This is a genomic window from Streptomyces polyrhachis, assembly GCF_042663125.1.
Lineage (GTDB): Bacteria > Actinomycetota > Actinomycetes > Streptomycetales > Streptomycetaceae > Streptomyces > Streptomyces polyrhachii.
In genome coordinates, this window is sequence record NZ_JBHSZO010000018.1 from 20,410 (window position 1) to 40,110 (window position 19,701).

Sequence of the window (19,701 nt, forward strand, 5' to 3'; positions counted from 1 at the left end):
GCGTTCATGCGTGGCTGGGGGACTGGTTCGTGTGGGTCACAGTGGAGGAAGCTCCGGGACGGCGCTGCCCAGGGGCTCGCCGGTTCGATAGGCCTGGCCTTGACGGATCTTGAGTTTGTTGCCGGGTCCGGAGATCGCGAGGGTGAGCAGGCGGCTCACGTCCTCGGTCCCGTTGCGGCAACCGGAGAACGGCGGGATCTCCAGGCTGCCGGTGGTGAGGATGCCGCCGTTGTTGATGGTGGTGGCGTACTTGCCGCTCAGCATGGTCTTGATCGGTTTGGAGGTGCGGCAGTCGGGCCCGACCCTGAGCGGCACGCCGTTGATCTTGACGTCGTAGAGGCGCAGGTGCTGGAAGTAGCCGACGTGCATGGTCAAGCCCGTGGTCCCGCTCTGCTGGTCGGAGACCGCGGTGACCGGACCCGCCTCGAACGCCACCTTGGCGCTGGCGGGTTGGAAGTCGAAGACCATGAAGGAGGACTCGGCGTCCGGCAGCGCGATGGTGCCCGAGTGCATCCTGCGGGTCCACCCCGGCTGCCGGGGGTCGGTGTACCGCTCCTGGTTGAAGACCAGCCTCAGCGCGGTCATGACGTTCTTGCGCCCGTCATTGACGATCATCGAGCGCTGCTGCTTCCTCACCGTCGCGAAGCCGGTCGCGATGGCGCACAGGTTGTTCGATACGCCGGGGGAACCCAGGACCGCGGTCGGGGGCATCGGCGGGTAGAGCTTCGGGTCGGGCCTGGTGTCCGGCTTCTCCTCCGGACACGCCTCGCCGCGCCGCACACCGGCGGCTTGGCGCGGCATGACGAACGGCTTGGACTCCGGCGTCTTGACGCCGGGCCCACCGTCCGTGGCGTCCTCGCCCCCGTCCGCTCCGGGGGACTCCCCGCCCGGGGCGGCGCCGGCGCCGGATGTCGCGGGCGGCGCGTCCTCGGGAGCCGACGCCTCCGGCGCACCAAAAGCCCTCACCTCGACCGTACCGAGCAAGGTGCCCGGTCCGGTCGGAGCGCAGGTGACGTCGACCGGGGCCAGCGAGGAGCCGTCCTTCGGGGTCAGCGTCAGCTGGAGGTCGGCGGTGGTGAAGCTGACCTCGCCCTCGGCCGCCAGCAGCACCCAGGGCACCTCGCCGGTGTGCGTGGGGCGCTCTGCCGCCGTGGTGGATGCCGCGGCGGCGAGCGGACCCCAGGGGGCCTTCACCGCGTTCGCGCCCTGCCGCAGGTCCACGCCGAGCGTGACGGTGCTGTCCACGCTGGTGGTGCCCTGCGCGGCCAACGCGGCCAGCGTGGCGGCGGGCGGTTCTACCGCCACCTCGACGTCGGTGGGCTGGATACGCTCGCCAGGCGTCCCGGATTCGGGAAGTACCACCGCGATGGCGGCTTCCGTCCGTACGGTGGAGCCGTCGGCCAGAGCGCAGTCGAAGAGGACGTCGATTCGGCCGGCTCCGGCGCCGACAGCCGGGTTCGAGCCGGGCAGCAGACCGCCGAGCAGCGCCAAGGCGCCGATTCCGGCGAACCGTGCGGCACGCACTCGCCTCGCGGCACCTCGCATGACGGTTCTCCAGGGGATGGACGTACTGGGGCTGCGAGGGACGTTACGTACGGGTAACCCGGTAGCGCAATGCTTGTATTCGAAAAGATGCCGCCACAGGTTTACGGTCCGGCTGCCTTGTGCAGAGCCCAGCAATCGCGGCCCACGGCTCATCAAGAAGTGAGCACGCAGTCGAACGCCCCCTGCCGGGAGGCATAACTTCCGGACCGGCGGAGTGGTCTTGCGGTCCCCCGGGTACCTCTCCACGGGCGCACCTCACAGTCAACCCCTGTCACTCGGTGAGCAAGATCGGACCCACCGGGCCTTCGGAAGGACTGCCCGGGAGGACCGCTCTGCACCGAAGTGAGCAATCCTCCACGGTTTATACACAGCCGAAGCATCGCGTTTACCTGACGGATGTTCTACCTTGCTTCCAGACACTGATGCCGACGGCCCTGGCATCGAGGCACCGCTACCGCGCGACAGGTGCCTTCACCGACCGAGGCGCCTACCGTCATCGCGCACTTAACACGTACAGCCACCGCGTCCCGAGCAGCCCGCCCAGGACCAGGGAACGCCCCATACGACGGGGCCCGAGCCGCACATCGGGGTGATCATGACGACGGCCATACCCGCCGAACAGCGTTCACGCGCCATGAGTGGCCTGCCGCCCGAGCTGGCTGCGATCATGCGACCGGAGCTGCCCAGCCTGATCGAGGAGATCCGGGCGGAGATCCGGATGCAGATACCGGACTACGCCTCCCTCCAGAACGGCCCCTACGGGCGCACGGTCGTGCTCATCGTGCAGCAGGCCCTCACCACCTTCGTCGAGAAAGTGGGCGCCCCCGGCGCACCCACCGTCCAGCGCGACAAGACCTTCCGCCGCTTCGGCCGCTTCGAGGCGTACGAGGGGCGCGGCCTGGACACCATGGAGGCCGCCTTCCGGCTGGGGACGCGGATGGCGCTGCACCGCTCCCGCAAGGTCGCCCGCCGCTTCAATCTCTCCTCCGGGCTGCTGCTCTCCTTCGCGGACGCGCTCCTCGTGTACGTGGACGAGCTGGTGGAGGTGGCCCGGGAGGGCTACCTGGAAGCCAAAGCGGAGATGGAGCAGGGCATCGGCACCCAGCGCCGCCGGCTGCTGCACCTCATCCTCTCCGGCTCGGCGGCGCCGCGCGCGGCGCTGGAGGAGGTCGCCGAGCGGGTCGAGTGGCCGCTGCCCGGGCAGGTCACCCTGCTCGCCTTCCACGCCGGCATGGCGCCCCCTCGGGGCGTCTTCGATGACACCCTGCTGCTGGACCTCGACGACCACCAGCCCTATGCGCTACTCCCCGGCGAGATGACGGAGGAGGTACGCGCCACCCTCGCGTTGATGCCCTTGGGCACCAAGATGGCGGTCGGGCTCACCGTCCCGCTGGCGGAGGCGGCGGACTCGCTGCGCTGGGCACGGCGGGCGCTGGCACTCGCCGAGTCGGGGGTGCTGCCTCCCGGCCCGATGGTGAACTGCGCCGACCATCTGGTGACCCTGCTCCTCTTCGCCGATCCCGGTCTGGTGGAGGCGCTGACCAGGCAGCGGTTGACGGCGCTCACCGAACTCACCGCCAGCCAGCGTGACCGGCTGATCAGAACCCTTCGCGCCTGGCTGGACACCCGGGGCAACGCGGTGCAGATGGCTGAGCAGTTGGGGCTTCACCCGCAGACGGTGCGCTATCGGATGCGCGGCCTGGACAAGACGTTCGGGGATCTGCTGGCGGATCCCGACGACCGGTTCGCGGTCGAGATCGTGCTGCGGGGGCTGGAGCTGCGAGCGCGGCAGACGACGCGCGACTGAGGCCGCGGCCGCGGGCGCGACGGGGGCCTGCCGCGCTCGCTGACGGGAGCGCGGCCGACCGGCCGGTGGTCCGCCGTCAGGGGACGAGGAGGTCCTTGAGGGGTTGGTCCGGGGGGATGCGGACGCCCAGGTAGGCCAGGCCGCTCTCAAGGATCGCCTCTGCGGCCAGGACCAGGATCTCGCGCAACTCGCCCTCACTGGTGGCCTCTTGACCGTCAGCCACCCATTGGTTGACGGTCGCGTCCACAAAGCCGACCAGCCCCGTCGCGATCGGCATTATCGGTGCGTCGTGCACCCCGATCGAGTCCAGCACCTCGCGGAAGCGGTCCGCGAGGGTGCGGGCGATGGCCGTCTTGGCGTCCGCGACGACCGATCCGTCGCTGAGCGAGTGCGTACCGACGCCCACGTACGCGTACAGGCTCGGATGGGAGACGACCCAGTCCAGATAGGCGTTGATCACTTGGCGGGTGGACTCCGCGACCGTCCCCTCGAAGCGCATCGTGGGCTCCAGTTGGCGCATGAAGGCATCCACTACCCGCCGCCGGATCAGCCGCTCCAGGCCGGCCCGGTCCTTGAAGTGCCGGTAGAGCACCGAGCGGGGCAGCCCGGCGTGCTCCGCGAGGCGGCCCACGCGAAAGCGCGGGCCCTCCGCTTCGATCAGCGAGACCGCCGCATCGAGCAACTCGCCCTGCCGTTGGGCACGATGCTCGTCCCAGCGGGTGGAGCGCCCGTCCGTGGCGACGTCCACCGTCTCTGTCCGGCTCTTGCTGTCACGCCGGGTCCTGCTGTGCGCCATCCTTCTATGCTATCGACGGATACGCGTATGCGGTCGCCTCAGCACGGCACCCACCGCCTCAGTGCGGCTGCGAGGCCGCGTCCAGCATCGCCTCCGTCGAGGTGAGCTTCACGCGCGGGCGGCCCTGGGCCTCGCCCGCCGCCCGCTCGGTGCGGTCGATGGCCCGCCAGCCGGCCGTCGTGATCCCCGGCACGGGACCCGACGCCGGATGCGTGGAGGTCGGCGCCGTCAGCCGCTGCGCCGCGAAGTCCTCCAGCAGTGCTTCGACGGTCTCCTTCGCACAGGTCTTGTTGGTGCCGATGAACCCGGTCGGACCGCGCTTGATCCAGCCCGCGACGTACACGCCCGGCTCGACGCGGCCGCGCTCGTGCACAACGGTGGCGGCGGCCTCATCGAAGGGCAGCCCGGCGACGGGGCGGGCGCGGTAGCCGATGGAGCGCAGGACCAGGCCGGTGGTCAGCAGCTCGCGCCGCTCGGTGAGGGTCGCGCGGACGGTGCCGTCGGTGCCGGCGCTCAGTTCGGTGGCGGCCAGTTCCAGGGCGGTGACCGCCGTGTCGCCTTCGATCCGTACCGGCGCGGCGCAGAACCGCAGCACGATCCGGCGGCGCCCTTCGACGGGGGTACGGGTGGCGAGTTCGGCCAGCAGCCGGACCCTCTCGCCGCCCTCGGCCTGGGAGCCGTCCGCTGCCAGGCCCTCGGGCCAGCCCTCGACCAGCACGTCCACCTCCCGCAGGGCGCTCAGCGCGATCAGCTCGGGGACGGTGAACGCCGCCTGCGCGGGCCCGCGCCGGCCCAGGAGGACGACCTCGCGGATCGCGCTGGCCCGCAGGGCGTCCAGCGCCCGGTCGGAGATGTCGGTACGGGCCAGGGCGCCGGGGTCGGCGGTGAGGATGCGCGCCACGTCGAGGGCGACATTGCCGTTGCCGACGACGACCGCGCGCTCGCAGTCGAGGTCGTAGTGGTCGCCCGCGCGGTCGGGGTGGCCGTTGTACCAGGCGACGAAGTCGGTGGCGGAGACGCTGCCGGGCAGGTCCTCGCCCTCGATGCCCAGGCGCTTGTCGGTCGCGGCGCCCACCGCGTAGATCACGGCGTGGTGCTCGCGCAGCAGGTCGGCGTGGGTGGTGTCGCGGCCGACCTCCACACCGAGGCGGTAGCTGAAGCCCGGCTGGCTCTCGATGACGCGGAACAGCTCGCTGACCTGCTTGGTGTCCTGGTGGTCGGGGGCGACCCCGGCCCGCGCCAGCCCGTACGGCGTCGGCAGCCGGTCGTACACCGTCACCGACACCTCGGGGTGGCGCAGCAGTTCGTCGGCGGCGAAGAGTCCGGCGGGACCGGCCCCCACGACGCCCACGCTCAGCTCGCCGGGCGGGATCGGGCGCGCCTTGGGCAGGACGTACATCGGCGCACGGTCCTCGTGCGCGTTGTCCCGGTAGTAGGAGCGGTTCAGCTCCAGGAACGGCAGCTCGCCCTCGCCCAGCTTGGTGTGCGGCTTGATCGCGTCGACCGGGCAGGCGCTCACGCAGGCCCCGCAGTCCACGCAGGAGCGCTCGTCGATGTAGAGCATCTCCGCCTGGCCGAAGCCCTCCTCGCCCGGGGCGGGGTGGATGCAGTTGACGGGGCAGGCCAGTACGCAGGACGCGTCGGCACAGCAGGACCGGGTGACGACGTGGGGCATGAGGGGGTGGTACTCCGTTCAGAGGGGCCGACGGCGGGGGCCGTCGGCTCACGGCTCATCCGGGCCGGACAAGGGGTCCGGCAAAGGTCGCTACGCTGCCGCGCGGCTCGCCAGCGGGGCCGGCTCGCCACGGAACCGCGAGGGGCGGCCGTCGATCCGCAGGCGCTTCCAGACGCGGCGCGAGGTCTTGTTCATCAGACCGGTCTCCTCGGCCAGCAGCCGTACGTCCGCGAAGAGTTCGCGCAGCATCTGCTCGCCGTCCGCGGAGTCCCAGAAGACCTCCTTGATGACCCAGCGCGGGATGCCCATGGCCTCGGACGCCTTGCGGTCCGGAATCATGATCACGTCTGCGAGGGTCCGCATGACGATCGGGAAGGCCACCGAGAGCACCGCCCGGCGCCGGCGGCCGAGCTTCGGAATCCGCTGGGTGAGGAACATGTGCGCGAAGGAGATGTGGCGGGCCTCTTCCGCCACGTGGATCTGCATGATCCGCCGGAACAGGGGGTGCACCACGTCGCCGCTGCGCAGTACCGCCTTCTGCGCGTGGTCGATGGGCTCCTCGCCGGCGAGGATGCCGGTGAAGAAGACCTCGGGCCACAGGGAGCCGGCCAGCGGCAGCAGGCGGGCGACCTTGTTGAACCAGCCCGGTGCGCCTCCCACGTCCATCCCGGAGCGGTTGACGAACTCCTGGAACATCTGGGTGTGGTGGCACTCCTCGGTGTTCTCGTGCGTCAGGTAGCGGAACTCCGGGTTGCCGTTGCGCAGGTGGTAGACGTAGTCCGCCACGCCGCGGATGAGGACGTTCTCGAACTGCATCCCCACCTTGGCGATGTTGGCGTACCGCATCAGCCCGATCCGGGCCTGCAACTCCACCGGCTGCGCTTTGTACCAGGGGTGGCGGCCCAGCGCGTCGGCCTCGGCGAGCACCCAGCGGGGGTCCGCGGGGTCGATCGCGTTGTCCGGGTGGTCCCAGTCGATGTCCTTGAACGCCTGGAAGTGGACGTGGGTGGAGGCCTCGGAGAGGGTGCGGATCGTCTCGTGGTACTGCTGCTTGGTCAGCGCGGTCATGGCCGTCCTCCGTCTGATGGCCGGTCCCTGGGGGCCTTGGCACAGGTGGGGCAGGGGTGCGTCCGCTGGGACGCCGGGGGCTCCGGGGAGCCGCAGGGGCAGAGCGTGCGTCAGGCGGCCGAGGCGGCGGCCTCGCCGGCCTTCTCCTCCGCCTTCCCGCCAGGAGCGGCGGTACGGGCGAACTCCAGGACCGCGTCGTCGATCGGCGCCCTGCTCAGCGCCTTGCGGTCCACGTAGTAGTTGTTGTGGATCATCCAGGGGTCGCGGGTGCCCTGCCGGGGCATCACCTCGTTGCCGCGGGCGATGTAGCCGGAGGTCATCGAGTCGCCGAGGATGGAGTTCGCGGCGCGGTCGCCGTCGGTGCCGACGGCCGTGACGCGGTCGTAGCCGCCCCGCTTCATCCTGGCGAGCAGCTTGGCGGTGTAGTCGGCGGCCAGGTCCGCCTTCAGGGTCCAGGAGGCGTTGGTGTAGCCGACGATGAAGGACATGTTGGGGACGCCGTCGAGCAGGACGCCCTTGTAGAAGGAGCGCTCGTGGGGCCGGACCTCCTCGCCGTCCACGGCCATGACGCCGCCGCCGCCCAGCTGGATCTTCAGTCCGGTGGCCGTGATGACGAGGTCGGCGGGCAGCTCCTCGCCGGACTTCAGCCTGATGCCCTTCTCGGTGAAGCGCTCGATGTGGTCGGTGACGATCGACGCCTGACCCTTCTTGAGCACCCGGAACAGGTCGGCGCGCGGAATGATGCACAGGCGCTGGTCCCAGGGGTTGTAGCTCGGGGTGAAGTGCTTCATGTCGACCGCCCCGCCGGTCTGCAGGCGCACCAGGCGCAGCAGGACGCGGCGCATCGCGCGCGGGTACCTGCGGCACATGTCGTACGAGAAGCGCTGGAGGAAGATGTTGCGGGCCCGTCCGAAGCGGTGCACGAGGCTCGCCGGGAGGCGCAGGGCGCGCATCGCCGTGGCGATCGGATCGTCCTCGGGCAGCGCGAGGATGTACGTGGGCGAGCGCTGGAGCATCGTCACGTGCGCGGTCTCGTCGGCCATCGCGGGCAGCAGGGTGATCGCGGTGGCGCCGCTGCCGATCACGACGACGCGCTTGCCGGCGTAGTCGAGGTCCTCGGGCCAGAACTGGGGGTGGACGACCTGTCCGGCGAAGTCCTCCTCGCCGGGGAAGGCGGGGCGGTAGGCCTCGTCGTAGTCGTAGTAACCGGTCGCCATGACGACGAAGCCGGCGGTCCACACCTCGTCGGGGGAGCCGTCCTCCCGCTCGACCCGCACGGTCCACAGGTTGCTCGCGCTGTCGAAGTCGCTGCGCACCACGCGGCGGCCGTAGCGGATCTGGTCGGTGACGCCGTGGGCCGCGGCGGTGTCCTGGACGTACTCGCGGATGTCGCCGCCGGCTGCGAGGATCTTCGTGCCGTGCCAGGCGCGGAAGCCGAAGCCGAAGGTGTACATGTCGGAGTCGGAGCGGATACCGGGGTAGCGGAAGAGGTCCCAGGTGCCGCCCAGGCGCTCGCGGCGCTCCAGGATGGCGTAGCTGCGACCGCCGCCCTCACGCTCCAGATGGCAGGCGGCGCTGATGCCGGATATCCCGGCGCCGATGATCAGTACATCGACGTGCTGGTCCATCTCCGTATCCCTCTTTCTGTCGCTTCGGGCTGCGCGGACGGACGGGTCGGCCGGTGGCGCCTGTACTCCATGTGTTACCCGCAATTTACCTGCGACAGCATGTTTCAGATACCGGCGGTAATGTGATCTGAGCCACACGGCACGAGGGGTCGAACCCGATCAACAGAGCCCTGGTCCACGGCAGTTGAGCCGTGACTGAGCAGGGGGCGGGCGGGGACTGTCACCAGGTGACAGTCCCCTTTCACACCGCTCCCCCGCGCCCCGCCCTGCGCAGCACCGCCGAGCGCAGCCTGCTGTAGCCGCGCACCGACACCGGACGCAGCGCGCGCAGTTCGTACGCCCCGCCCCGCGCCAGCCTCTCGGCCAGCTCCTCGCTCGCCACGACGGTGCCGGGGCGGGCCACCGAGGTCAGCCGCGCCGCGATGTTGACCACCTCCCCGTAGACGTCGCCGTACCGGCTGAGCACCGTGCCGTAGGCGAGGCCCGTACGCAGCCGGGGGACCACCTCGTCCGCGGCGGCCCGCTCCGTCAGCTCCAGCGCGATCTCCGCCGCGGCGTCCGGGGTGTCGGCCGTGAAGAGCACCTCGTCGCCGATCGTCTTCACCAGCCGCCCCCCGTGGTCGGCGATGACATCGCCGGCGAGGGCCTCGAAGCGGCCCAGGACACTGTCCAGTTGGGCGTCGTCCAGCCCGCGCGTCATCCGGGTGTACGCCACCATGTCGGTGAAGCCCACGGCCTTGAGCGAGGCCTCCTGCCGCTCGCCGGGGGCGGTGAGCGTACGGCCCGCATAGGCCGCCAGGTGCCGGCGCCAGACATGGGTCTGCAGCCGCTCCAGCTCGGGGAGCAGTATCTCCACCAGCCGGGCGAACTCCTCGTCCCCCGGCTCCAGTTCGCTGATTCCCTCCAGCCATGACCAGATGGTCATCACCTGCCACTCCGCGAGGCGCGAGAGGTGGTGGCCGAGCTGGCGGGTCATCGCCGTCTCACTGTCGGCGGTGATCAGACCGGCCTCGATAAAGCGCTCCCCGCCCGCGAGGGCGAGCAGGTCGCCGTCGGTGAAGACGATCTCGTCCTCGTCGGTCACCGCGAAGCCGAGCGCACGCCAGATCTCCTGGGTGCGCTCGGCGGAGACCCCCGAGAGCCGGGTGACGTCGGCGCGCGAGTAGCGGCGCGGGCCGCCCAGGAGGATGCCCTCGATACGCTCCCGGGCGGCGGCCTGCTCGTCGGCAGCCCCGTCCACGGCCTGGTCCACTGCCCGGTCCACGGCTTCATCCACTGCCTGGTCCACGGCCTTCTCCACGGCTTCGTCCACGGCTTCGTCCATGCGCCCGCCCTCAGGTCGTGTGCACGATCAGCACGTCCGTGCCCGACCTGCGCGCCACGTCCGCCGGTACGGACCCCAGCAGCCGCCCGGCCAGCGAGCGCAGCCCCCGGTTGCCGACGACCACCAGGTCCGCGTCGAGGTCCTGGGTCAACCGCACCAGCGTCGAGACGGGGTCGCCCTCCACGGCCATGGTCCGTACCTCCGCCGCCCCCTGCGCCACCGCCCGGTCGGCCGCCGTCAGCAGGGTGTCCTCGGCCGGCGCCGAGCCCACCACCTGGTACGCCTCCTCCGCGCCCAGCACGTCCTGGGCCCGCTCCACCTCGCGTCCACGCATCGGGGAGTACGCGCAGGCGATCACCAGCGTCGCCCCCTCCGCCGCGGCCAGCACCGCCGCCCGCTCCACCGCGCGCAGCGAGGACTCCGAGCCGTCCGTACCCACGAGTACCGTGCGGTATCCCTTGCCGTTCATCGGATCTGCCTCCCGGACAGGGCGCGGGCGATCACCAGACGCTGGATCTCGCTCGTGCCTTCGAATATCGTGTAGATCTTGGCGTCGCGGTACATCCGCTCCACCGGGTGCTCGCGGCTGTAGCCCGCGCCGCCCAGGATCTGGATCGCCTTCTCCGTTGCGCAGACGGCCAGTTCACCCGCGCGCAGCTTGGCCATCGAGCCCTGGGCGGCGTCGAAGACCCGGTCGTTGCGGGCCATCCAGGACGCCTGCCAGATCAGCAGCCGCACCATCTCGATCTCGGTGCGCAGGTCGGCGAGCGGGAAGGCGACGGCCTGGTTGTCGATGATCGGGCGGCCGAACGCCTCGCGCTCGCCGGCGTACTCCAGCGCGTACTCGTAGGCGGCGCGGGCGATGCCCAGGGCCTGGGCGCCGACCGTGGGGCGGGAGACCTCGAAGGTCGCCATCGCCGCCTGGCCCTTCTGGCCCGGGACGACCTTGCCCGCCGCCGCGTCGCGCGCCCTCGCCAGGCGCCGGTCCAGGCGCTCCCTGCCGCCCAGGAGGCAGCGGCCGGGGACCCGGACCTCGTCGAGGAAGACGTCGGCGGTGTGCGAGGCGCGTAGGCCCAGCTTCTTGATCTTCTTGTTGCCGACCAGGCCGGGGGTGCCGGGCGGCACGATGAACGCGGCCTGCCCGCGCGCACCCAGTTCCGGGTCCACCGAAGCCACCACGACGTGGATGCTCGCGATGCCGCCGTTGGTGATCCACGCCTTCTGGCCGCTGAGCACCCACTCGTCCTTCGCCTCGTCGTAGCGGGCGCGGGTACGCATCGCGGAGACGTCCGAGCCGGCCTGCGGTTCGGAGACGCAGAAGGCGGCGACCTTCGGGTCGCTCTCGTCGCCGAAGCACTCCGGGACCCACTCGGCGAGCTGGTCGGGGGTGCCGGCGGCGAAGATCCCGGCGACGGCCAGGGAGGTGCCGAAGAGGGCCATGCCGATGCCGGCGTCCCCCCAGAACAGCTCCTCGTTGGCGATCTGGAGGGAGAGGCCGCTGGGGTCGCCGAAGAGGTCGGCGAGGGACTCGAAGCCGTAGAGCCCGATCTTCGCGGCCTCCTGGATGACGGGCCAGGGGGTCTCCTCGCGCTCGTCCCACTCGGCCGCCGCGGGCCGTACGACGTCCTTGGCGAAGCCGTGCACCCAGTCGCGCAGATCGCGCTGGTCCTCGGTGAGGTCGAGATTGAAAGCCATGGCCGTCCCTACGCCTTCGGGATGTCGAAGTAGCGGGTCAGGCCGGCGGCGAAGCCCACGTCACCGGCGAGCTTGAGCTTGCGGGTGAGGAAGAGGGTGACCGGGTTGCTGTTGCCCGAGGTGAGCTTCAGGAAGATCAGGTCGTCCATGGTGAGCGTGGTACGGGGCTCCACGTCGGTGCGGCCCTCGCTGACGGCGACCGTGCCCGAGTCGAACTTCGTCTCGTACACCAGCTCGTCGGCCTCGCCCTCGCCGGTGATCTTCCAGCGGACCACGGCCTTGAGGCCGGCGGCGCTCTCGGGGCGGAACTGGCGGCCCATCCGGGCGAAGATCGCGGCGATGATCGTGGCGCGGAGCGGGGCGTCCGCGGCGATCTCGCGGATCTCCTTGATGGAGAGCGACTTGACGAGCTTGGCGTAGTCCTCCGGCGAGATGGACTCGAAGTCCATCTCTCCCAGACCGTTTGCGTCGGGCATCGACTGTCCTTCCAGCGGTACTTACTCTTCGGTAAACTTACTGTGGAGTTAAGTTACTGGTGGGATAGATACCCTGGCAAGGTGGCCGACAAGATGAGCGATAAAACCCGGCGCAGGCTGCCCCGCCACGTGCGGGAGCAGCAGATCATCGACGCTGCGATCCAGGTGTTCTCCAAGCGGGGGTACCACCTGGCCGTGGTGGACGAGATCGCGGAACTGGCGGGCATCTCCAAGCCCATGGTGTACCTGTACTTCGGCTCCAAGGAAGGGTTGTTCACCGCCTGCATCCGCCGGGAGGGCGAGCTGCTCACGGAGTCCTTCGCGAACGCCGCGCGCACCGCGCGCGACGCCGAGTCGCAGCTCTGGCGGGGCCTGTCGGCGTTCTTCGGCTTCGTCGCGGAGCACCGCGACGGCTGGGTGGTGCTCTACCGGCAGGCGTCCGAAGTCGGTGGCGAGGTGGCGGCGGAGGTCCAGCGCCAGCGCGGTGAGGTGGGGGCGGCGGTGGCCTCGCTCGTCGCCAGCGGCATCGCGCGCACGGACACCTCGGCGCGGCTCGCGGACCCGGAGGTGTCGTTCGTCGCGATGGCGCTCGTCGGGGCGGCGGACGCGCTGACGGACTGGATGGCCGAGCACCCGGGCGAGTCGCCGGACCAGGTGACGCAGCGGCTGATGTCGATGATCTGGGTCGGTATGCGCAACGCCCTGGCGGGCGAGACGTGGACGCCGCCGCGAGGTTGAACGGCCGCACCCCCGCCCGCACGGCATCGGCGTCCGGCAGACGGGGGCGGTACCGGGCGCCCCCCTCGGCGGGGACACCCGGCGTCTGTGGCGGGGGCTACAACGCGGTGACCTCTCCCCGCAGTTGCTCGCGCTCGGCGGTGACGGCGAACCGCACGCCCTTGCCCGCGCGGACCGCCCGCAGACGCGTCTCCCCGGGCAGCGGGATCGGCGCCCGGAAGTCGATGCCCACCGCGTACGCGGCCGGCAGCAGACCCGCCCGTTCCAGATCCGCCAGCGCGCGCGCCTTGGACCACATGCCGTGCGCGATCGCGCGCGGGAAGCCGAAGAGCTTCGCGGTCAGCGCGTGCAGGTGGATCGGGTTGCGGTCACCGGAGACGGAGGCGTAGCCGCGGCCCAGCGACTCCGGGAGCCGCCACACCGTCTCCAGCTCGGGGGCGGCGAGGTCGAACTCCTCGTGCGGCGCCGCCCGTTCGCCCGTACCCCTGCCGCGCACCAGGTACGTGGAGACCTCCCGCCACAGCGGTTCGCCCTCCCCCGCCGCCCGCGCCTCGCCGCGGACGTCGAAGGTGACGCCCTTGGCGTGCGGGACGGGCTGCTCGCACCAGACCTCGTAGGCGAGGGGCTCCTCCGCGCCGATCGGGCGCAGCTGCTCGATCCGGTTGGTGAGGTGGACCAGGCCGAGCACCGGGTACGGGAAGGCCCGCGCCGTCATCAGCTCCATCGCCAGCGGGAACGCGGTGATGTGCGGGAAGGTCGCCGGCATCCGCCCGGTGGCCGCCGGATCCTCGAAGCCGCAGACCCGGGCGTACGTGCGCAGCCGCGCGGCGTCGACGGGGGCCGCGCGCAGCCCCAGCGCGCCGGGGGGGATCACACCGTTCCCCCGGCCCTTGGGGAGCACCGCGCGCAGGTACTGCGCGGCGATCCCGGGCGGGCCGGTGAGCGTACGGACGTCGCGTGTCATCGCTCAGGCCCCCAGCAGCGCCTGGCCGCAGACGCGCAGCGTCTGGCCGCGCACCGCGCCGCTCGCCGGGGCGGCGAAGTACGCCACCGCCTCCGCCACGTCCACCGGCAGGCCGCCCTGGTTGAGGCTGTTGAGCCGGCGCCCCGCCTCGCGGATGAACAGCGGGACGGCCGCCGTCATCTGCGTCTCGATGAACCCGGGCGCCACCGCGTTGAGGGTGATGCCGCGCGGCGCCAGCTCGGGGGCGAGGTGGTCGACGTACCCGATCAGGCCGGCCTTGCTGGTGGAGTAGTTGGTCTGGCCCATGTTGCCGGCGATACCGCTGATGGAGGAGGTGCAGACGATACGGGCGCCCGCGCGCAGCACCCCCGCCTCCAGCAGCGCGGCGGTCAGCGTCTCGACGGCGGTGAGGTTGACGGCGATGACGGAGTCCCAGCGGCCCTGGTCCATCCGGCCGAGCGTCCGGTCCCGGGTGATGCCCGCGTTGTGGACCAGGATGTCCAGGCCGTCGGGGTAGCGGGCGGCGATCGCCTCGGCCGCCTCGGGGGCGGTGATGTCCAGCTCCAGGGCCTGGGTGCCCAACGTGCCCGCCACCGCCGCCAGGTCGGCGGACTGCGCGGCGATGTCCAGCGGGGTGACGGTCGCGCCGTCCCGGCTGAGGGTCTGCGCGACGACCGCGCCGATGCCCCGGGAGGCGCCGGTGACCAGGGCGCTGCGCCCGGCGAGCGGCAGGTCCCAGGAGGCGGGCGCCTCGACGGCCGCCGCCGGCGCGAAGAGGCGGACCGGCTGCCCGCTGACGTACGCGGAGCGGGCCGAGAGCAGGAAGCGCAGCGAGGACTCCAGGGCCTCCTCGGCGCCGGGGGCGACGAGGAGCAGGTTCGCCGTGCCGCCCCGGCGCAGCTCCTTGCCGATCGCGCGCACGAAGCCCTCGACGGCGCGCTGGGCCGCCGACTCGGCGGCGGAGGCGGCGAGTTCGGGCGGTGTGCCCAACACCACAACGCGGCCCGAGGGGGCCAGGGCGCGGACCTTGGGGTGGAAGAAGGCGTACAGCGCGGCGAGCTCGGCGCTTGAGGTGATGCCGGTGGCGTCGAAGACCAGGGCGGCGGGACGCTCGGCGTCGGTGCTGACCTCGACAGACGCCGATTCCAGGGCGGCTCGTACGGGCTTGAGCAGCCGCCCGCCGTCGGCGCCGGCCAGCAGCGCGGGACCGGTCAGCAGCGGGTCTCCCGGGGCGTGCCGGCGCAGCGGCTCCGGGCGCGGCAGACCGAGCCGCTTCGCCAGAAATCCTCCAGGTCCACCCGCGGTGAACTTCTGGTAGCGGTCGGCCATTGATTTCCTCCCTACGGATGAGTAAGTCTACTGAAGAGTAAAGTTAGGTGGTTCCGTACACAACCGTTCGACGCATGCGGATGGTTGGGATACCGGAGCCCATCCCACCGCCCCGCCGTCCCCCAGGGAGTACGCGATGACCCCGACCCCCCGCCGCGTCGCCGTCCTCGGCGGCAACCGCATCCCCTTCGCCCGCGCCGACGGGCCCTACGCCACCGCCTCCAACCAGGAGATGCTGGGCGCCGCCCTGGAGGGGCTGATCCAGCGCTTCGACCTCGGCGGCGTCCAGCTCGGCGAGTTCGTCGCGGGCGCCGTCCTCAAGCACGCCCGCGACTGGAACCTGGCCCGCGAGACGGTCCTGGGCTCCACCCTCGACCACCGCACGCCCGCCTACGACCTCCAGCAGGCCTGCGGTACGGGCCTTGAGGCGGTCATCCTCGTCGCCAACAAGATCGCCCTCGGCCAGATCGACGCCGGTGTCGCCGGCGGCGTGGACACCGCGAGCGACGCCCCCCTCGGCCTCAACGACGACCTGCGCAAGCTGCTGCTGAAGGCCCGCCGCGCCAAGACCAACGGCGGCAGGCTGGGCGCCCTCGCCGGTTTCCGGCCCCGGCACCTCGTCCCCGACATCCCGAAGAACTCCGAGCCCCGTACCGGCCTGTCGATGGGTGAGCACGCCGCCCGGACCGCCAAGGAGTGGGGCATCAGCCGCGAGGCGCAGGACGAACTCGCCGCCACCAGCCACCACCGCCTCGCCGCCGCCTACGAGGCGGGCTTCCAGGACGACCTGATCACCCCCTTCCGGAGCCTGGAGCGCGACCAGAACCTGCGCCCCGACTCCAGCGTCGAGAAGCTCGCCACGCTGCGCCCCGTCTTCGGCCAGGGCCCGGACGCGACGATGACGGCGGGCAACTCCACCCCGCTCACCGACGGCGCCTCCACCGTGCTGCTGGCCAGCGAGGAGTGGGCGGCCGAGCGCGGACTGCCGGTGCTGGCGTACGTCGGCTTCTCGCAGACGGCCGCCGTGGACTACGTCTCGGGCCCCGACGGCCTGCTCACCGCGCCGGTCTACGCCGTGCCCAAGCTGCTCGCCGCCGCGGGGATCCCCCTCGCCGAGGTCGACCTGTACGAGATCCACGAGGCCTTCGCCTCCCAGGTCCTCGCGACCCTCGCCGCCTGGGAGAGCGCCGACTTCTGCAAGAGCCGCCTGGGCCTGGACGCCCCGCTCGGCACGGTCGACCGCGCGCGCCTGAACATCAACGGCTCCTCGCTGGCCACCGGCCACCCCTTCGCCGCGACCGGCGGGCGGATCGTCGCCGGCCTGGCCAAGCAGCTGCACGCCCTGGCGCGCGGCGGCGACGGCGCCCCGGTGCGCGGCCTGATCTCCATCTGCGCGGCGGGCGGCCAGGGCGTCACCGCGCTGCTTGAGGCATGACGGCGTCGCACGGCCCGGGTCCGTGCAGGCCCTCTCGATACGTTCGTCCGACCCGGCTACGGTCGTACGAATGTGCGTACTGCCGGACCCCGACCGCGTGCCGCGCACTCACCGCCCGTACCCGCACCCCGCGTCAACGCACCGCCCGCACCCTCCCCCGAACCATCCCCGCAGAGCCGCGAACAGGAGCCAGCAGATGGGCGTTTGGCAGGACATGAAGCGGGCGCGGAAGCGCCCTGACCTGGCCGCGCGCGTGCGCTACGAGGTCACGAAGAAGGACGGCGTGGTCCGCGAGGTGCGGGCCTCCCCGCTCGTCGCCCCCGCCACCAGCGGCTCCTGCGCCGACATTCCCTTCGCCAACGCCGGCGAGGAGCCGGACGCGGTCGTCATCCGACGCCGGGCCGAGGGCTCGGCCGAGAGCTGGACGCCGATCACGGCGGCCGCGTTCGCCGAGCAGGTCAGCGCCCTCGCCAAGGGCCTCATCGCAGCCGGGCTGCGCCCCGGCGGCCGGGTCGCGGTCATGTCCCGTACCCGCTACGAGTGGTGCCTGCTGGACTTCGCCATCTGGACGGCCGGCGGCCAGACCGTGCCGATCTACCCCACCTCCTCCGCCGACCAGGTCGGCTGGATCCTCCGCGACGCCGAGGTGACGCACGTGGCCGTCGAGACCGCCGCGCACGCCGAGACCGTCGCGGAGGCCGCCAAGGACCTCCCCGCCGCCCCGCAGGTCTGGCAGTTCGACGCCGAGGGCATCGCGGAGCTCACCGCACTGGGCGCCGAGATCGGCGACGCGGAGGCCACCGCGCGCCGCGAGGCCCTCACCCCGGACACCGTCGCCACCATCTGCTACACCTCGGGCACCACCGGCCGCCCCAAGGGCGTGGTCCTCACGCACAGCGCGATGCTGGCGGAGTCGGGCAACATCGTCGAGCTGCTGCTCCCCGTCTTCCGCGAGGTCACCGGGAAGACGCCGTCCACCCTGCTCTTCCTCCCCCTCGCGCACATCCTGGGCCGCGTACTCCAACTCGCCTGCCTCAGCGCGCGGATCGAGATCGGGCACTGGCCGAGCATCAGACCCGACGAACTGCGCCCGGAGTTCCGGACGTTCAAGCCGACGTTCCTGGTCGGCGTCCCGTACCTCTTCGAGAAGATCCACGACACCGGGCGGGCCACCGCCGAGAAGCTGGGGCGCGGATCCTCCTTCCAGCGCGCCGACACCATCGCGGTGCGCTTCGGCGAGGCGTACCTCCAGCGCTACCTCGGTACGGGCAGGGGCCCCGGTGTGAAACTGGCGCTGGCCTGGGCACTGTACGACCTGCTGGTCTACCGCCGGGTACGAAAGGAACTCGGCGGCCGGGTCAGCTACGCCATCTCCGGCGGCTCACCGCTCGACAGGCGCCTCAACCTCTTCTTCTACGCCGCGAAGATCGTCATCTACGAGGGGTACGGGCTGACGGAGACCACCGCCGCCGCCACCCTCACCCCGCCCCTGGAGCCGCGCCCCGGCTCGGTCGGCAAGCCCGTCCCCGGTACCTCGATCCGGATCGCGGACGACGGGGAGGTGCAGATCAAGGGCCCGATCGTGTTCAGCTCGTACTGGGGCAACCAGTCGGCGACGGACGAGGTCCTCACGGACGGCTGGTTCGCCACCGGCGACCTGGGCTCCCTCGACGAGGACGGCTACCTCACGATCACCGGCCGCAAGAAGGACCTGATCATCACCTCGGGCGGCAAGAACGTCAGCCCCGCCGTGCTGGAGGACCGGCTGCGCTCCCGCCCGCCGGTCGGGCAGTGCATCGTGGTCGGCGACAACCGCTCGTACATCGCCGCGCTGGTCACCCTCGACCCGGACGCGATGCGGCACTGGCTGTCGATCCGCAAGCGCGACCGCGCCACGCCACTGGCCGAACTCGCGCGCGACGAGGAGCTGCGGGCCGACATCCAGCGGGCCGTGGACTACGCCAACGAGGCTGTCTCCCGTGCGGAGTCCATCCGGTCGTTCGCCGTCATCGACGGCGAGTTCACCGAGGAGAACGGGCTGCTGACACCGTCGCTGAAGGTCAAGCGGCATGAGGTGGCGAAGGTGTACGCGGCGGAGATCGAGGCGCTGTACACGAAGTAGGGGTACGGGCACACGAGACGGGGAAGGCCCGCCGGGCGCGCGTGGGGGTACGCGCCCGGCGGGCCTTCCCCGCCACCGGCCGGGCAGCACCGGCCGGTCGTCAACTTCCCTGCTGTCAGGCCGACTTCCACTCCCCCAGCCGCTTGGCCGCCTTGATGCCCTGCGTGATCTCGTCCATCTGCGCGAGCTGGGGCGCCTTGTCGCTCACGTCGAAGCCGAAGCGCACGATCACCAGCGGTGCGCCGCCCTTCCCCGACGCGGCCGGGGAGGGGAAGGCCAGCGACTGCACGTAGCCGTCGTCGCCCTCCTTCGTGACGACCTTCCAGCGCACCAGGTAGCCCTGCCGCCCGGCGACCGTGACGGCCTCCTCCTTCAGCACCTCGTGCGAGGTGATGCCGCCGTAGCCCTGCTCGCCGTAGGACTCCTCGGCGTTGGCCTCGATGTCCGCCTTCGCGGCCGACTCGGCGGTGTCCTCCTCGATGCCCAGGGCCTTGGCCGGGGCGGAGTTGACGCCGCCGAGCGTGCAGCGCTGCCCGGGGTCGGCGGGGCACTCGTAGCCGCCGGTGGACAGCGCCGCGCCCATTCCGGAGCGGGACTTCCAGCCCTCCGGTACGCGGATGCTGATGCCGCTGGCCAGGTCGGTGGCGTACCCCTTCTCCGTGCCGGGGATGCCGGGGGCGCCCTTTTGGCGCTCCCCGGGCCCGCGCGGGCCGTCACCGTCCGGCCCGGGGCGGCCCTTGCCGTCCTCGAAGGGCATGCCCTCCTTGACGTGGTGGCGCCCACCGCCGTCGGAGTCGGTGGCGGCCACGACGGCGCCGGTGATCCCGCCGCCCACGACGAGCATGCCCAGGGCGCCCAGGAGCACCCCGGCGACGAAGGGGCGCGCCCGCAGCCAGCGCACCGGCTCCGGGCGCTTGCGGGGCGGGGGCGCGGCGAAGGCGGCCGGCACGGCGGCCCGGACCTCCCCGGTCCACGCCTCCCCGTCCCAGCGCCGCTCGCACGGCGGGTCCTCGGCGGTGCGCTGCGGATCCGGGTACCACCCGGCGGGGCTCGTCTCGCTCATAGGGGGAGGGTAGGGCCCGTATCTGAGAGCGGGATG

At 71.8% G+C, this 19,701-nt stretch carries 16 protein-coding genes; 4 read left to right on the top strand and 12 right to left on the bottom strand.

Going from position 1 to position 19,701, the window contains the following annotated elements; all coding sequences use genetic code 11:
* Positions 1–36: 36 nt before the first annotated feature.
* Positions 37–1,524, bottom strand: a complete 1,488-nt coding sequence (locus tag ACFQLX_RS13180) for a DUF6801 domain-containing protein (RefSeq protein WP_386414644.1) — start codon at positions 1,522–1,524, stop codon at positions 37–39.
* A 616-nt stretch (positions 1,525–2,140) separates the two neighbouring features.
* Here ACFQLX_RS13180 and ACFQLX_RS13185 point away from each other — a divergent pair.
* A complete protein-coding gene (locus tag ACFQLX_RS13185; RefSeq protein WP_386414645.1) occupies positions 2,141–3,352 on the top strand; it encodes a PucR family transcriptional regulator in 1,212 nt (403 codons plus the stop codon).
* A 76-nt stretch (positions 3,353–3,428) separates the two neighbouring features.
* On the opposite strand, the gene ACFQLX_RS13190 is transcribed toward ACFQLX_RS13185, so the two are convergent.
* The 8 genes from ACFQLX_RS13190 to ACFQLX_RS13225 form a co-directional block, all read right to left on the bottom strand.
* On the bottom strand, positions 3,429–4,148 hold the full coding sequence (locus ACFQLX_RS13190; RefSeq protein ID WP_386414646.1) for a TetR/AcrR family transcriptional regulator: 720 nt from the start codon (positions 4,146–4,148) through the stop codon (positions 3,429–3,431).
* Positions 4,149–4,206: 58 nt separating this feature from the next.
* Complete coding sequence (locus tag ACFQLX_RS13195; RefSeq protein ID WP_386414647.1) at positions 4,207–5,823, bottom strand: FAD-dependent oxidoreductase; 1,617 nt, start codon at positions 5,821–5,823, stop codon at positions 4,207–4,209.
* 90 nt (positions 5,824–5,913) lie between these two features.
* Positions 5,914–6,891 carry an AurF N-oxygenase family protein gene (locus ACFQLX_RS13200; RefSeq protein ID WP_386414648.1) on the bottom strand — a complete coding sequence of 326 codons (978 nt, stop codon included), beginning with the start codon at positions 6,889–6,891 and terminating at the stop codon, positions 5,914–5,916.
* A gap of 110 nt (positions 6,892–7,001) precedes the next feature.
* Positions 7,002–8,519, bottom strand: coding sequence for a flavin-containing monooxygenase (locus ACFQLX_RS13205; protein ID WP_386414649.1), 1,518 nt, complete (start codon positions 8,517–8,519; stop codon positions 7,002–7,004).
* A 241-nt stretch (positions 8,520–8,760) separates the two neighbouring features.
* Positions 8,761–9,843: an adenylate/guanylate cyclase domain-containing protein gene (locus tag ACFQLX_RS13210; protein WP_386414650.1), complete on the bottom strand. Its 1,083-nt coding sequence runs from the start codon at positions 9,841–9,843 to the stop codon at positions 8,761–8,763.
* Positions 9,844–9,853: 10 nt separating this feature from the next.
* Positions 9,854–10,312, bottom strand: a complete 459-nt coding sequence (locus ACFQLX_RS13215; RefSeq protein WP_386414652.1) for a universal stress protein — start codon at positions 10,310–10,312, stop codon at positions 9,854–9,856.
* Entirely contained in the window at positions 10,309–11,538 is a 1,230-nt protein-coding gene (locus tag ACFQLX_RS13220) for an acyl-CoA dehydrogenase family protein (protein ID WP_386414653.1), read from the bottom strand. Before ACFQLX_RS13220 ends, ACFQLX_RS13215 begins: the two co-directional genes overlap by 4 nt.
* A gap of 8 nt (positions 11,539–11,546) precedes the next feature.
* Positions 11,547–12,014, bottom strand: a complete 468-nt coding sequence (locus ACFQLX_RS13225) for an SCP2 sterol-binding domain-containing protein (protein WP_386414655.1) — start codon at positions 12,012–12,014, stop codon at positions 11,547–11,549.
* An 81-nt stretch (positions 12,015–12,095) separates the two neighbouring features.
* On the opposite strand from ACFQLX_RS13225, the gene ACFQLX_RS13230 reads away from it, so the two are divergent.
* Complete coding sequence (locus ACFQLX_RS13230; RefSeq protein ID WP_386414657.1) at positions 12,096–12,752, top strand: TetR/AcrR family transcriptional regulator; 657 nt, start codon at positions 12,096–12,098, stop codon at positions 12,750–12,752.
* A 97-nt stretch (positions 12,753–12,849) separates the two neighbouring features.
* Here ACFQLX_RS13230 and ACFQLX_RS13235 read toward each other — a convergent pair whose 3' ends face one another.
* Together ACFQLX_RS13235 and ACFQLX_RS13240 are read right to left on the bottom strand one after the other, a co-directional pair.
* On the bottom strand, positions 12,850–13,716 hold the full coding sequence (locus ACFQLX_RS13235; RefSeq protein ID WP_386414659.1) for a MaoC family dehydratase: 867 nt from the start codon (positions 13,714–13,716) through the stop codon (positions 12,850–12,852).
* A gap of 3 nt (positions 13,717–13,719) precedes the next feature.
* On the bottom strand, positions 13,720–15,045 hold the full coding sequence (locus ACFQLX_RS13240) for a 3-oxoacyl-ACP reductase (protein ID WP_386414661.1): 1,326 nt from the start codon (positions 15,043–15,045) through the stop codon (positions 13,720–13,722).
* A 136-nt stretch (positions 15,046–15,181) separates the two neighbouring features.
* Here ACFQLX_RS13240 and ACFQLX_RS13245 point away from each other — a divergent pair, with 136 nt between their 5' ends.
* Both ACFQLX_RS13245 and ACFQLX_RS13250 read left to right on the top strand, forming a co-directional pair.
* A complete protein-coding gene (locus ACFQLX_RS13245) occupies positions 15,182–16,480 on the top strand; it encodes an acetyl-CoA C-acetyltransferase (protein ID WP_386414662.1) in 1,299 nt (432 codons plus the stop codon).
* Between the two features lie 196 nt (positions 16,481–16,676).
* A complete protein-coding gene (locus ACFQLX_RS13250; RefSeq protein ID WP_386414664.1) occupies positions 16,677–18,602 on the top strand; it encodes an AMP-dependent synthetase/ligase in 1,926 nt (641 codons plus the stop codon).
* A gap of 115 nt (positions 18,603–18,717) precedes the next feature.
* Here ACFQLX_RS13250 and ACFQLX_RS13255 read toward each other — a convergent pair whose 3' ends face one another.
* Positions 18,718–19,665, bottom strand: coding sequence for a DUF2510 domain-containing protein (locus ACFQLX_RS13255; RefSeq protein ID WP_386414666.1), 948 nt, complete (start codon positions 19,663–19,665; stop codon positions 18,718–18,720).
* Positions 19,666–19,701 lie beyond the last annotated feature (36 nt).